This is a genomic window from Microbacterium sp. LWH13-1.2, from assembly GCF_038397735.1.
GTDB lineage: Bacteria > Actinomycetota > Actinomycetes > Actinomycetales > Microbacteriaceae > Microbacterium.
Genome location: NZ_CP151635.1, coordinates 361,045 through 373,197 on the forward strand (window position 1 = coordinate 361,045; position 12,153 = coordinate 373,197).

The 12,153-nt window shown below is 67.4% G+C and carries 15 protein-coding genes; 11 read left to right on the forward strand and 4 right to left on the reverse strand.

Going from position 1 to position 12,153, the window contains the following annotated elements; all coding sequences use genetic code 11:
- Window positions 1-13 precede the first annotated feature (13 nt).
- Together MRBLWH13_RS01570 and MRBLWH13_RS01575 are read left to right on the forward strand one after the other, a co-directional pair.
- Window positions 14-3,484: a TM0106 family RecB-like putative nuclease gene (locus tag MRBLWH13_RS01570; protein WP_341956596.1), complete on the forward strand. Its 3,471-nt coding sequence runs from the start codon at window positions 14-16 to the stop codon at window positions 3,482-3,484.
- Window positions 3,485-3,867: 383 nt separating this feature from the next.
- Window positions 3,868-4,275 (forward strand): hypothetical protein, encoded by a 408-nt coding sequence (locus MRBLWH13_RS01575; protein WP_341956597.1) that lies wholly within the window; start codon window positions 3,868-3,870, stop codon window positions 4,273-4,275.
- Between the two features lie 57 nt (window positions 4,276-4,332).
- Here the strand turns inward: MRBLWH13_RS01575 and upp are convergent, their stop codons facing one another.
- Window positions 4,333-4,965 (reverse strand): uracil phosphoribosyltransferase, encoded by a 633-nt coding sequence (gene upp, locus MRBLWH13_RS01580; RefSeq protein WP_056515754.1) that lies wholly within the window; start codon window positions 4,963-4,965, stop codon window positions 4,333-4,335.
- A gap of 81 nt (window positions 4,966-5,046) precedes the next feature.
- Between upp and tadA the strand changes: the two genes are divergently transcribed.
- Window positions 5,047-5,502 (forward strand): tRNA adenosine(34) deaminase TadA, encoded by a 456-nt coding sequence (gene tadA / locus MRBLWH13_RS01585; RefSeq protein ID WP_341956598.1) that lies wholly within the window; start codon window positions 5,047-5,049, stop codon window positions 5,500-5,502.
- Between the two features lie 44 nt (window positions 5,503-5,546).
- On the opposite strand, the gene MRBLWH13_RS01590 is transcribed toward tadA, so the two are convergent.
- Window positions 5,547-6,518: a cation diffusion facilitator family transporter gene (locus MRBLWH13_RS01590; protein ID WP_341956599.1), complete on the reverse strand. Its 972-nt coding sequence runs from the start codon at window positions 6,516-6,518 to the stop codon at window positions 5,547-5,549.
- 60 nt (window positions 6,519-6,578) lie between these two features.
- Here MRBLWH13_RS01590 and proC point away from each other — a divergent pair, with 60 nt between their 5' ends.
- On the forward strand, window positions 6,579-7,418 hold the full coding sequence (gene proC / locus MRBLWH13_RS01595) for a pyrroline-5-carboxylate reductase (protein WP_341956600.1): 840 nt from the start codon (window positions 6,579-6,581) through the stop codon (window positions 7,416-7,418).
- A gap of 1 nt (window position 7,419) precedes the next feature.
- A complete protein-coding gene (locus tag MRBLWH13_RS01600) occupies window positions 7,420-7,707 on the forward strand; it encodes a DUF1905 domain-containing protein (RefSeq protein ID WP_341956601.1) in 288 nt (95 codons plus the stop codon).
- Window positions 7,708-7,729: 22 nt separating this feature from the next.
- On the opposite strand, the gene MRBLWH13_RS01605 is transcribed toward MRBLWH13_RS01600, so the two are convergent.
- Window positions 7,730-8,401, reverse strand: a complete 672-nt coding sequence (locus MRBLWH13_RS01605; RefSeq protein ID WP_047520565.1) for a TrkA family potassium uptake protein — start codon at window positions 8,399-8,401, stop codon at window positions 7,730-7,732.
- Window positions 8,394-9,824 (reverse strand): potassium transporter TrkG, encoded by a 1,431-nt coding sequence (locus MRBLWH13_RS01610; protein WP_341956602.1) that lies wholly within the window; start codon window positions 9,822-9,824, stop codon window positions 8,394-8,396. The genes MRBLWH13_RS01605 and MRBLWH13_RS01610 overlap by 8 nt, the downstream gene beginning before the upstream one ends.
- 104 nt (window positions 9,825-9,928) lie before the next feature.
- On the opposite strand from MRBLWH13_RS01610, the gene MRBLWH13_RS01615 reads away from it, so the two are divergent.
- The 6 genes from MRBLWH13_RS01615 to MRBLWH13_RS01640 all read left to right on the forward strand — a co-directional run bounded on the left by MRBLWH13_RS01615 (window position 9,929) and on the right by MRBLWH13_RS01640 (window position 12,019).
- Window positions 9,929-10,345 carry a metalloregulator ArsR/SmtB family transcription factor gene (locus MRBLWH13_RS01615; protein WP_341956603.1) on the forward strand — a complete coding sequence of 139 codons (417 nt, stop codon included), beginning with the start codon at window positions 9,929-9,931 and terminating at the stop codon, window positions 10,343-10,345.
- 281 nt (window positions 10,346-10,626) lie between these two features.
- The gene (locus tag MRBLWH13_RS01620) at window positions 10,627-10,818 is read left to right on the forward strand and encodes a helix-turn-helix domain-containing protein (RefSeq protein ID WP_042538977.1); all 192 of its coding nucleotides are present in this window, start codon (window positions 10,627-10,629) and stop codon (window positions 10,816-10,818) included.
- A gap of 135 nt (window positions 10,819-10,953) precedes the next feature.
- Window positions 10,954-11,052: an AURKAIP1/COX24 domain-containing protein gene (locus tag MRBLWH13_RS01625; RefSeq protein WP_003792170.1), complete on the forward strand. Its 99-nt coding sequence runs from the start codon at window positions 10,954-10,956 to the stop codon at window positions 11,050-11,052.
- An 81-nt stretch (window positions 11,053-11,133) separates the two neighbouring features.
- Entirely contained in the window at window positions 11,134-11,436 is a 303-nt protein-coding gene (locus MRBLWH13_RS01630; protein WP_056309450.1) for a rhodanese-like domain-containing protein, read from the forward strand.
- A complete protein-coding gene (locus MRBLWH13_RS01635) occupies window positions 11,433-11,723 on the forward strand; it encodes a glutaredoxin family protein (protein ID WP_341956604.1) in 291 nt (96 codons plus the stop codon). Before MRBLWH13_RS01630 ends, MRBLWH13_RS01635 begins: the two co-directional genes overlap by 4 nt.
- Window positions 11,720-12,019 (forward strand): Dabb family protein, encoded by a 300-nt coding sequence (locus MRBLWH13_RS01640; RefSeq protein ID WP_341956605.1) that lies wholly within the window; start codon window positions 11,720-11,722, stop codon window positions 12,017-12,019. Before MRBLWH13_RS01635 ends, MRBLWH13_RS01640 begins: the two co-directional genes overlap by 4 nt.
- The last annotated feature ends 134 nt before the right edge of the window (window positions 12,020-12,153 follow it).

Here is a 12,153-nt window from a genome sequence, read left to right on the forward strand (position 1 = left end):
GAACGGGAGCAACGTGCGGATCGACACTCAGGCGCAGCGCGTCATCTGGAGCGCGAGCGACCTCAAGGCGGCCGCCGAATGCGAGTTCGCGTGGTGTCGGGCGATCGACGCCAAACTCGGCCGTGTGCCCGCTGTCGAAGAGCCTGAAGACGCGACCCTCGCGCGCGCCGCGCTGTTGGGCGACGTCCATGAGCAGAACGTCCTCCAGCACTACATCGATGATCTCGGCGACGATCGCGTGCACCGCGTCGAGAAGGTGTCGTCGGTCGATGCCGAGGCTCTCGCGGCAGCCGTCGACGAGACGGTGCAGGCACTCGGGTCCGACGCCGTGGTCGTGTTCCAGGCGGCGTTCGCGACCCCGGAGTTCGTCGGGTTCGCCGATTTCCTGAAGCGTGACGACGACGGGCGTTGGCGGGTGCAGGATTCCAAGCTCGCCCGGAAGGCCAGGGTCACGGCTCTCATGCAGCTCGCGGCATACGTCGATCAGCTCGACCGCCTCGGCATTCCGCGGTCCGATGAGGTCGACCTCCTCCTCGGCGACGGATCGACGAGCACCCATGCGGTCGATGACCTTCTCCCGCTTTTTCAGGTGAGGAGGGCCCGGTTGCGTGCGCTGATCGCCGACCGGAGGATCGGCGACCCGTCCTCCGACGCGGCGCTCGCGTGGGGCGACGACCGCGGCGACCTCGAGATCGTGGCGTGCGGTCGATGCGCGACCTGCGAAGAGCAGGTGATCGCGAATCGCGATCTGCTCATGGTCGCGCGCATGCGGCCGGTGCAGCGCGCGCGGCTGCGCATGGCAGGCATCGAGACGATCGACGCGCTGGCGGCGGCGACCGATGTTCCGGAAGGTATGAACACCGACACCTTCGAGACTCTGCGCGCGCAGGCTCAGCTGCAGCTGAGGGCGGATGCCGAGGGCGCACCGACCTATGAAGTGCACTACGCGGCGGCGATCCACACGCTGCCCGTGCCGAGCCACGGTGATATCTTCTTCGACTTCGAGGGTGACCCCCTCTACACCGAACCCGCACCGGACGGCCAGGCGCACTGGGGCATCGACTACCTCTTCGGTTGGGTCGACAACACCGACCAGTACACCGCGCTCTGGGCGCATGACTTCGCCGCTGAGCGCGAGGCGCTCGAGCGATTCCTCGACTTCGTGAAGGTGCGCCGCGCCGCGCATCCCGGCATGCACATCTATCACTACGCCCCGTACGAGACGGCACACCTCGTTGCTATGGCGGCGCGACACGGCGTGCGCGAGGGCGAGGTCGATCGGCTGCTGCGCGAGGGGGTATTCGTCGACCTCTATCCACTGGTGCTGCGCACCGTGCGTGTGGGATCGCGGTCGTACTCGATCAAGAAGCTCGAGCCTCTGTACATGGGCGACGACGTGCGCACGAGCGACGTCCAGAAGGGCGACGATTCCATCGTCCAATATGTCGCGGCGCGTGAGCTGGCCGCCGCGGGGGAGCAGGATGACGCCGAGGCGGTGTTCGCCGATCTCGCCGACTACAACCGCTATGACTGCGTGTCGACCAGGCGCCTGCGCAATTGGCTGATCGAGATCGCGAAGAAAGAGGGGGTGAATCCCGCGCCGCCCGACGAGGCCGATGAGGTGATCTACGAACCGTCTCCGCGGTCGGTGGCTCTGCTCGCCGACGCTGAGCGCGCGGTCGATGCGGGTGAAGACGGGCAGGTGCATCGCATCGCGGCCGCCGCGATCGACTATTTCCCCCGCGAGGCGAAGAGCTTCTGGGTGTCGCACTTCCAGCGACTCCGCGAGCCGGTCACCATGTGGGACGGCACGCGCGACGTGGTGAGGGTCGACCGCACTTCGTCGGCGGTCCGGCGTGAGTGGAGTGTCGCCGAGGGGCGTCGAGTGATGTCGCGTGACCTCGAGATCCGCGGAGAGGTCTCGCCGGGCACCACGCTCGGTGTCGGATCCCAGCCGTTCGCGCTCTACCCCGTTCCGGCGCCGTTCGACACCGAGGTGCCGTCTCGGGCCGTGCACGTGCCGCACACGGTCACGGTCGCCGAGGTGCTCGACGACGGATACCTGATCACGGAGACGGCGGTCCAGGGGCAGACGTGGGATGAGCTGCCGCTTGCTCTGACCCCGGCGGCGCCGCCGCGTGTCGTCTCGCTGCAGGGCGCGATCGACGAGTGGGCCGATACCGTGCACGCTGCCGCGCCGGGTTTCCCGCACGACGCGGCGACCGACATCCTGCGTCGCGTACCGCCGCGCACGATCTCGGGCGGCCCGCTGCCGGAGAAGGGCGACGACACGATCGACGCGATCGTGCGCGGGATCCTCGACCTCGACCGCAGCTATCTCGCCGTACAGGGCCCTCCGGGCACGGGCAAGACCTACACGGGCTCTCAGGTGATCGCGCGCCTTGTCAACGACCACGGCTTCACCATCGGCGTGGTGGCGCAGTCGCATGCGATCATCGAGAACCTGCTCGAGCGCGTGGTCGCCGACGGCGTCCCCGCGGCGCAGGTCGCGAAAGCGCCGAAGGAACCCTCGGCCGATCCGTCGTACACCGTGATCCCGAAGAACGGAATGGCATCGTTCCTGGGCGAGCACGCGCAGCACGGGGCGGTCGTCGGAGGCACGGCCTGGGACTTCAGCAACACGTCGCGCGTGGAGAGAGGGGGCCTCGACCTGCTCGTGGTCGACGAGGCGGGCCAGTTCTCCCTCGCCTCGACGATCGCGGTGGCCGCAGGTGCTCAGCGGCTGCTGCTGCTCGGCGACCCTCAGCAGCTTCCGCAGGTGAGCCAGGGAGCACACCCCGAGCCCGTCGACACCTCCGCGCTCGGGTGGGTCATGGGGGGCGATCCGGTCGTCAGACCCGACTACGGCTACTTCCTGGCGCGGTCCTGGCGGATGCACCCGCACGTCGCCGCCCCGGTATCGAAGCTCGCATACGCCGGCCAGCTGGCATCAGCCCCTGGCACCGAGCTGAGGTCGATCGAGGGGATCGACCCAGGCTTGCACATCGTCCCGCTCCGACACCGCGGCAACGCCACGCAGTCGCCCGAAGAGGCGGCAGAGGTCGTGGCGCTGGTGCGAGATCTCGTCGGTCGTCTTTTCACTGACAACGACACGGATTCCACGGTGCGGCCTCTCGCGCAGAGCGACATCATCGTGGTCGCGCCTTATAACGCGCAGCGGCAGCTCGTTCTCAACACACTCGCAGCGGCCGGCTTCCCGGATGTGCCCGTCGGCACCGTCGACAACTTCCAGGGCAAGGAGGCTGTGGTCTCGATCACGTCGCTCGCCGCATCCAGCGGGCGCGACGCTCCGCGTGGCCCGGAGTTCCTGCTGCTCCAGAATCGACTCAATGTGGCGATCTCGAGAGCCCAGGTCGCGGCGTACCTGGTCCACTCGCCGGCGCTGCTCGACGATCTTCCCCGCACGCCCGAAGGCGTGGCGCGTCTGAGCGCTTTCGCCCGACTGGTCGGCGCGGCGGGCTGACGCCCCGGCATGGGAGACATCACGATGCACACGACGGACGAGATCCTGCGAGCCTCCGCCGCATGGGTGTGGTTTCCTCGCGACAGCGAGCACGAGAAGACCGATCTGCAACTGGTGCGGTATCCGGCGCGATTCGGCGGCGGCGTGCGAGCATCGCAGGTCGACTCCGACTCCGATGCGGCGGCGGTGCTCGATCGCGCCCTCGACCGCACCAGAGCCTGGGGCGAGCGCGAGCTCCGGTTCTGGACCAACGAATCCGATCGCCCCGACCTCGAAGACGAGATCCGCCGCCGCGGAGCCGAGCGCATCGACACGGTCGCGGTGTTCGCCGCGAGATCGACGGCGCTGCCATCGCCGTTCCACCGCAGTCCGCAGCAGAGATCGTGCGCACGATCGACCAGGTGCGCGAGGTCGACGCGATCAACGTGCCCGTCTGGCGGCAGCAGCCACTCGACGAAGAAGGGCTCAGGACCGAACTCGACGACGTGGTCTCGGGGCTCGAGGCCGGAACCCACGTCCGAGTGCTCGCGCGCCTCGATGGCCGGGCAGTGAGCACCGGCGGCTGCACGATCGTCGACGGGTTCGCTCGTCTGTGGGGCGCCGCCACCCTCGAGGAGGCTCGCGGTCGGGGCGCCTATCGGGCGGTCCTTGCCGAGCGCCTGCGCGTGAGCGCATCACTCGGGGCGACCACCGCGCTCGTCAAGGGTCGCACAGCGACGTCCGCGCCGATCCTCGCGAGAGCCGGGTTCACGCACTACGGAGACGAACGCGCCTACCTGCTGAGGGTGTGAGCCTGGCTGAGGGGAGCGGTGGCCCGACGGGCGGGGTGGGCCGAGTGGCGGCGCGTGTCAGACCGTGCCGTACAGACGGTCGCCGGCGTCGCCGAGACCGGGAACGATGTAGCCCTTCTCGTTCAGGCGCTCATCGAGAGCTCCGAGAACGAGTGTGACGTCGCGGTCGCCGACGAGTGCCTCGATGGCGGCGACGCCTTCAGGCGTGCCCAGCAGGCAGATCGCCGTGACGTCTTTGGCGCCGCGGTCGAACAGGAACTGGATCGCGGCCGCCAGCGAGCCGCCGGTGGCCAGCATCGGGTCGATCGCGAAGCACTGGCGGTCGCTCAGGTCGTCGGGAAGACGCTCGGCGTAGGTCGTCGGCTCGAATGTCGTCTCGTCACGGACCATGCCGAGGAAACCGACCTCTGCGGTCGGCAGCAGCTTGACGAGGCCCTCGAGCATCCCGAGCCCTGCGCGGAGGATGGGTACGACGATCGGACGCGGCTCGGAGATCTTCACGCCCATCGTCGTCGTCACCGGAGTGGTGATCTCGATCGGGCTGACCTTCACGTTGCGCGTCGCCTCGTAGGCGAGGAGGGTCACGAGCTCCTCGGTCAGCTGGCGGAAGACGGGTGACGGTGTGCGGTGGTCGCGCAGGACCGACAGCTTGTGGGTGACGAGAGGGTGGTCGGCGACGTGGACACGCATGGATACAGGCTAATGCGCCGGACGCCCCCGCACGACATCGGATGCCGTGGGAGGCTCGATCGTCTGCCGTAGGCTCGACGCATGACCGCCGCCGACCAGATCGCGATGGGCCGCGCACTCGAGCTCGCGGCCGAAGCCGCGGCGGCGTCCGAGATCCCCGTCGGCGCCGTGGTGCTCGACGCTGAGGGTCGCATCGTCGCCGAGGGCCGCAACAACCGCGAGGCGACGCACGATCCGACCGGGCACGCCGAGATCGAGGCGCTGCGCGCAGCGGCAGCGTCCGTCGGTTCATGGAACCTCGACGGCCACACTCTCGTGGTGACGCTGGAACCCTGTGTCATGTGCGCGGGGGCGATCCTGCAGGCGCGGGTCGGGCGCGTGGTTTTCGGCGCCTGGGATGAGAAGGCGGGCGCGGCGGGGTCGATGTACGACGTTCTCCGCGACCGGCGTCTTCCCTACCGTGCGGAGGTCATCGGAGGGGTCGAGGCGGACGCCGCCACCGGTCTCCTGCGCGGCTTCTTCGAGCAGCGCCGCTGAATCGGCGGAGAGGCCCAACAGCGCGGCTGAGCCGATCGACCGCGTCAGTCAGATGACTTGAGCACGAAGACGTCAGTGGAGGGCTCGGGGTCGAGCGACGGTCGGTAGACGTCGGGTTCGATGTAGATGACCCGGGCAGTCGGAACGGCCTCGCGGATCCGGGCTTCGATCGCATCGATGTCGACCGCAGCCTCGCGCAGCGGCTTGTCGGCGTTGAGCGCGATCTTCGCCGCGACCATCAGCTCATCGGGCCCGAGATACAGCGTCTTCATGTGAATGATCTTCTCGATCTCGTCACCCGCGTTGATCGCATCGACGATTCGGTCGTGATCGGCGGGCGTGGCGCCCTCGCCCACGAGAAGGCTCTTGGTCTCGATTCCGAGCACGATGGCGATCAGCACCAGCAGGATGCCGATCATCAGCGTGCCGAGGGCGTCGAAGACCGGGTTCCCGGTGATCACGGTCAGACCGACCCCGAGCAGGGCGAACGTCAGTCCGGTGAGTGCTCCGACATCCTCCAGCAGCACGACCGGCAGCTCGGGCGCCTTCGCGCGCCGGACGAACGACACCCAGGACTGGTCCTTGTCACGGATCAGGTTGCTCTCCTTCACCGCGGTACGCAGAGAGAACGATTCGAGTCCGATGGCGACCACGAGCACGACGATCGGGAGCCACCACCAGGTCGCATCGAGCTCGTGCGGGTGGGTGAGCTTGTCGATCGCCTCGTAGATCGCGAAGAGGCCACCGACCGAGAACAGGATGATCGACACGACGAACGCGTAGACGTAGCGCTCGCGCCCGTATCCGAACGGGTGAGCCCGGTCGGCCTCTCGCTTCGCCTTCCGCCCGCCGAGCATGAGCAGCAGCTGGTTTCCTGAGTCGGCGACCGAGTGGATGGCCTCGGCGAGCATGGATGCCGACCCCGAGAGCGCCCATGCCGCGAACTTCGCCAGGGCGATGCCCAGATTCGCCAGGAATGCCGCGATGATCGCCTTGCTGCCGCCCGATGCACTCATGCGTCGAGTCTAGATCCGCTTGCCCGCTGTCGCCGGGTGCGCCCGCCGTAGGATGACGACATGGCTGACTCTCTTCCCGCTCTCGCTTTCCTCGGTGCCGGTTCGATGGGCGGTGCGATCCTCAGGGGAGTGGTCGCATCGGGAATCCGGATCGACGGCGGCATCATCGCCACGAACCGCACGACCGAGAAGGCGGCGGCGCTTGCAGAGCTCGACGGCGTGACGAGCATCGCGCTCTCCGAGACCGCCGATGGCAATGCCGAAGCGGCAGCGAAGGCACGCATCGTGCTGGTCGGCGTGAAGCCCGCGATGGTGCCCGATCTGCTGCGCGAGATCGCACCGCATCTCGCCGACGACGCGATCGTCGTGAGCCTCGCGGCAGGCGTCACCCTGCAGACCTTCGCCGACAACCTCGGCGCGGGCGTCCGCGTCATCCGATCGATGCCGAACACTCCGTCGACGGTCGGAAAGGGCGTCACCGGTCTGGCCAAGGGAGCAGCGGCTTCCGCCGACGACCTCGCGCTCGTGCACCGCCTCTTCGAGACCGTGGGTGCCGTCGTCGAGGTGCCCGAGTCGCAGATCGATGCCCTGTCGACCATCTCGGGTTCGGGTCCCGCCTACGTCTACCTGCTGATCGAGGAGCTGACGAAGGCTGCCGTCGGCATGGGCTTCAGCGAGACGGACGCGCGCACCATGGTGGAGCAGACGTTCATCGGGGCGACCGCGCTGCTCGATGCGTCGGGGGAGGAGCCGTCCGAGCTTCGCCGGCGCGTCACGAGTCCGAAGGGCACCACCGAGCGAGCGGTGGCCGTGCTGCAGGACGCGCACCTCGACCGCACCTTCGCTGATGCCGCGGCCGCGGCCCTCGCTCGGGCGAAGGAACTGGCAGCCGGCGCCTGACATGCAGCTGCGGTTCTCGGGTGCGATCTGGTTCTGGCGCGGTCCCGCGCCGTTCCATTTCGTCACCGTGCCGCCGACCGAGAGCGAGATGATCGGCGACGTGGCGAGCGTCGTCACCTACGGGTGGGGGATGATCCCGGCATCCGTGACGATCGGGAGCACCACGGTGACGACCGCCCTCTGGCCGAAGGACGGCGGGTACATCGTCCCGATCAAGAAGGTCCTTCAGGACCGCGAGGGCGTCACGATCGACGACGTCGTCGACCTGACGCTCGACATCGACGCCTGACGCGGGACCGTGCGAGTGTCGCTCAGCGGTCGAGAGCGGCGAAGCGCTCGATGTCGCTGTTGGTGCCCGAGACGATGATGAGGTCGTGGTTGGTGACGATCGTGTTCGCCTCGGCGTAGCGGAACGGCTTGCCTGGGCTCTTCACTCCGACGACCGTGACCTTGTACTTGCTGCGCACGCCCGACTCGTTCAGACCTACTCCGCGGATGAACTTCGGCGGGTACATCTTGGCCAGCACGAAGTCGTCATCGAAGCGGATGAAGTCGAGCATGCGGCCCGAGACGAGGTGCGCGACGCGCTCACCGGCTTCGCGCTCGGGGTAGATCACGTGGTTCGCGCCGACGCGGGCGAGGATCTTGCCGTGGGACTGCGAGACGGCCTTCGCCCAGATCTGCGGCACCTTGAGATCGACGAGGTTCGCGGTGATCAGCACCGACGCCTCGATGGAGGAACCGACGGCGACGACGGCGACCTGGAAGTCCTGAGCGCCGATCTGCCGCAGGGCGTCGATGTTCTTGGCGTCGGCCTGGACGGTGTGCGTGACGCGATCCGACCACTTCTGCACGAGCTCGAGGTTGTCGTCGATCGCGAGCACCTCGCGGTCGAGGCGGTCGAGTTCGCCCGCACAGGCGGCACCGAACCGGCCGAGACCGATGACGAGGACGGGCGCGTCGCCCCGGAGGACTTCAACCAACGATCGGCCTTTCCACGGGCAGTGAGTAGTACTGCGTTCGCGATGTCGCGGCGACCGCCGCGGCGAGAGTCACTGTACCAACGCGCCCCATGAAGATGGTGGTCGCGAGCACGTATGAACCGGCATCGGGGAGCTCGGCGGTGAGACCGGTCGAGAGACCGACGGTGGCGAAGGCCGAGATGACGTCGAAGAGGACGTGGCTGATGTCGGCCTTGGTGATCTGGGCGATGATGATCGTCGAGAGCGCGACGATGGTCGCGCCCCACGCCACGACGCTGAGGGCGACGCGCTGCACATCGCTCGGGATCCGCCGACCGAAGGCTTCGACCGACTGGCGACCCTTCGCCTCCGACCACACGGCGATGGCGAGCACGGCCAGGGTGGTCACCTTGATACCGCCGGCGGTCGACGCCGAGCCGCCGCCGACGAACATGAGCATGCTCGCCGCGAGCAGGGACGAGCCGTTCAGATCGTCCATCTCGATGACGTTGAAGCCGCCCGAGCGAGTCATCGCCGAGAGGAAGAACGCCTGGAAGGTGGTATCCGCGGCATCCATCGAGCCGAAGGTCTTCGGGTTGGCGTACTCGAGGATCAGGAACACCGCGGCGCCGAGCACGAACAGCAGCACCGTGGTGACGAGGGTGAGCTTGGTGTGCAGGGACCACTTCTTCACGTGCCAGACGTGCTTGGCCAGTGTGTAGATCACCGGGAATCCGATGCTGCCGAGGAACACTCCCACCATCAGCAGCGCGAGAACGAGGTAGTCGTCGGCGAATACGGCGACGCCGCCGGCATTCGGCGCGAACCCCGTGTTGGTGAACGCCATCGCGGCGAAGTAGGGCGCCTCCCAGAGCGCGGCGATCGGCTCGACTCCGGCCATCACGAGTGCGGGGTAGAGCAGGATCGCCAGCGCGCCCTCGATGATCAGGGCCGAGACCGCGACGGTCGTGAGCAGTTGCCCGACCTCGCCGAGGCGCACGGTCTGGCTCTCGTTGACCACGCCGCCATGCGCGCGAAGAGGGTTCGTATCTCCGGCAGCGAGGAGCTTGGCACGCAGCCCCAGTCGCTTCGAGATCAGCATGCCCATCAGCGAGGCGAGAGTGAGCACTCCGAGGGCGCCGATGTTCACGCCGATGAAGATCAGCACATGGCCGAAGGGTGACCAGTACGTCGCCATGTCGACGGTCGCGAGCCCTGTGACGCAGATGGTCGAGACCGCGGTGAACAGGGCGTCGGCGAGGGGCGTGACCTCGCGCGTCGCCGATGCGATGGGCAGCGAGAGCAGCACGGTGAAGACGAGGATCAGGAGCGCGAAGATCACGATCGCGAAGCGCGAGGGCGACGACGTGATGATGTGCTTGCCCCAGGACGCCGCGTTCTGCAGCCGCTGTCGAGGTGACGACGCCGAAACGATGCCCGACATCGAGTCCCCCTTCGCTTTCCCATCGCCACGCACAGCGGCTGCACGACGTCGATCGCCGAGCCTTCGTCATGGTACTCCGTGCCGGGGACGACTACCCTGATCACATGACGGACATCTTCGACGTGATCGCAGACGGTACGAGGCGAGACATCCTCCAGCTCCTCCTGCGTCGCACGACCGAAGGGGATGCCGGCACGAGCGTCAGCCAGATCGTCGCCGACCTGGGCATCAGCCAGCCCACCGTCTCGAAGCATCTGAAGGTCCTCCGTGAGGCCGAACTCGTCAGCGTGCGAGAAGACGGTCAGCGTCGCTTCTACAGCCTCGCCGTCGAGCCCCTCGGGGTCATCGACGATTGGCTCGTGCCGTTCCTGATGGACGCGTACGGTGACGACGCGCCCGACATCGACTACCCGGGACAGCCTCTGCCAGGCAGTGCCGCGCATGCTGCCGAGGTCGTCGGTCGTGCAGCCGCATCCGCGAAGCATGTCGTCGAGACCGCGCTCAAGCGTCTCGGCGCCTGACAGCGACTGCGGATACACGTCGCCCCTGACGATCGGGGGGCGTGTCGTCAGGGGCGAAGCCGCGGGCCCCAGCCCGCGTCGACTCGGGATGGTGCCATCGTGAGTCGGAGCGATCACTGTCTCAGAGCAATCTGAGCGGATCCGGCATACATCCTATGTCTCCGCTGGGACTCTGCGCCGGGGACGCCGCGCGCATCCCCACTGATCACACAGGCCACACGGGTTTACACGCGTCCCAGGTTCCCCATAGAGTGTGCACAATCGAGAAAGGGGTACGTGGGATGCCCGAGGTTCCTGATGTCCGGTTCCTTACGGTGGCTGAGGTCGCCGAGCTCATGCGCGTGTCGAAGATGACCGTCTATCGGATGGTGCACGCTGGGGAGCTGCCCGCCATCCGCTTCGGTCGCAGTTTCCGGGTTCCGGAGTCCGCGGTCGCCGACGCGTTGCAGCGGCCCATCGCCGACGTGGGCTGACCCCTCGGCGGCGGTCTCGCAGGAGCGTGCAGCAGGAGCTCCACGATTTGCTAGACTGATCCGAGGCATTTTTCCGTGCCCGTACCCGGGTGTCCGTCACCGACGACACCCAGCCACTGACTTAGTGAGGTTTCCGTGGGTTCTGTCATCAAGAAGCGCCGCAAGCGCATGGCGAAGAAGAAGCACCGCAAGCTGCTTCGCAAGACTCGCCACCAGCGTCGCAACAAGAAGTAAGCGACCAGACACGAGCGCCTGTCTCCGGACGGGCGCTTTGTGTCTCTACCCCCGGTTTCCCATTCGTCGCAGGAGCATGCCATGAAGTCGATCACCGTCACCGAGCTCGCCGAGCGCTCGAACACCCCGCTCATCGACGTCCGCGAGGTCGATGAGTTCGCCGCGGGTCACGTTCCCGGAGCCGTCAACATCCCGATGTCCGAGATCGGCAACCGGCTCGAAGAGCTCCCGTCTGAGTCGTTCGACGTGATCTGCCAGGCCGGTGGCCGTTCGGCTCGCGTCGTCGAGGCGCTCGAGTCCCGCGGCTACGACGCGACGAACGTCGAAGGCGGAACGGGCGAGTGGATCGCGCAGGGGCGCTCGGTAGAGGTGCCGTCGGCGTGACTACGCTGACCCTCATCGGCAAGCCCGACTGCCATCTGTGCGACGTCGCCTCCGAGATCATCGACGCGGTGGTCGCCGAGCTTCCGGATGCCGCGGCTGAGCGCATCGAGATCGTCGAGTCATCCATCCAGGACGACCCCGCTCTCTACGAGCTGTGGTGGGAGAAGATCCCCGTCGTGCTGATCGACGGCGACCTGCACGCGCACTGGCGGCTGTCCGCCGACCGGCTGCGTGAGGCTCTCGAAGAGGCCGTCCAGGAGGACGCGCTGGGAAAGGACTCGCGATGATCCGTCACGTCGTCACCTGGAAGCTGGCCGCAGAGAATGCCGGTGAGCGCGCCGAGCAGGCCGCAGAGGTCGCGCGTCGGCTCAACGCCCTCGACGGGGTCGTGCCCCAGCTGCGCTCCATCTCAGCGGGCGCGAACGCGGCCTATCCCGGCACCAACTGGGATGTCACCCTCGTCGCGGACTTCGACTCGATCGCCGCCCTCGAGGAGTACCAGGTGCATCCGGCGCATGAAGAAGTCGTCGCGTACGTGCGGTCGGTGGTCGCATCGCGTGCCGCCGTCGACTTCGAGGTCTGACCTGTAACACGGCTGTCATATTCGGTCACACTTGCAACACAAATGTGATCCGCTGGGGGCGGCTGGGGGCGTGTTCGGCCCGGTGGTGCATGTTTAGATGTTCTCCTACCCGTCCGTGGGAAACACACCCTCGT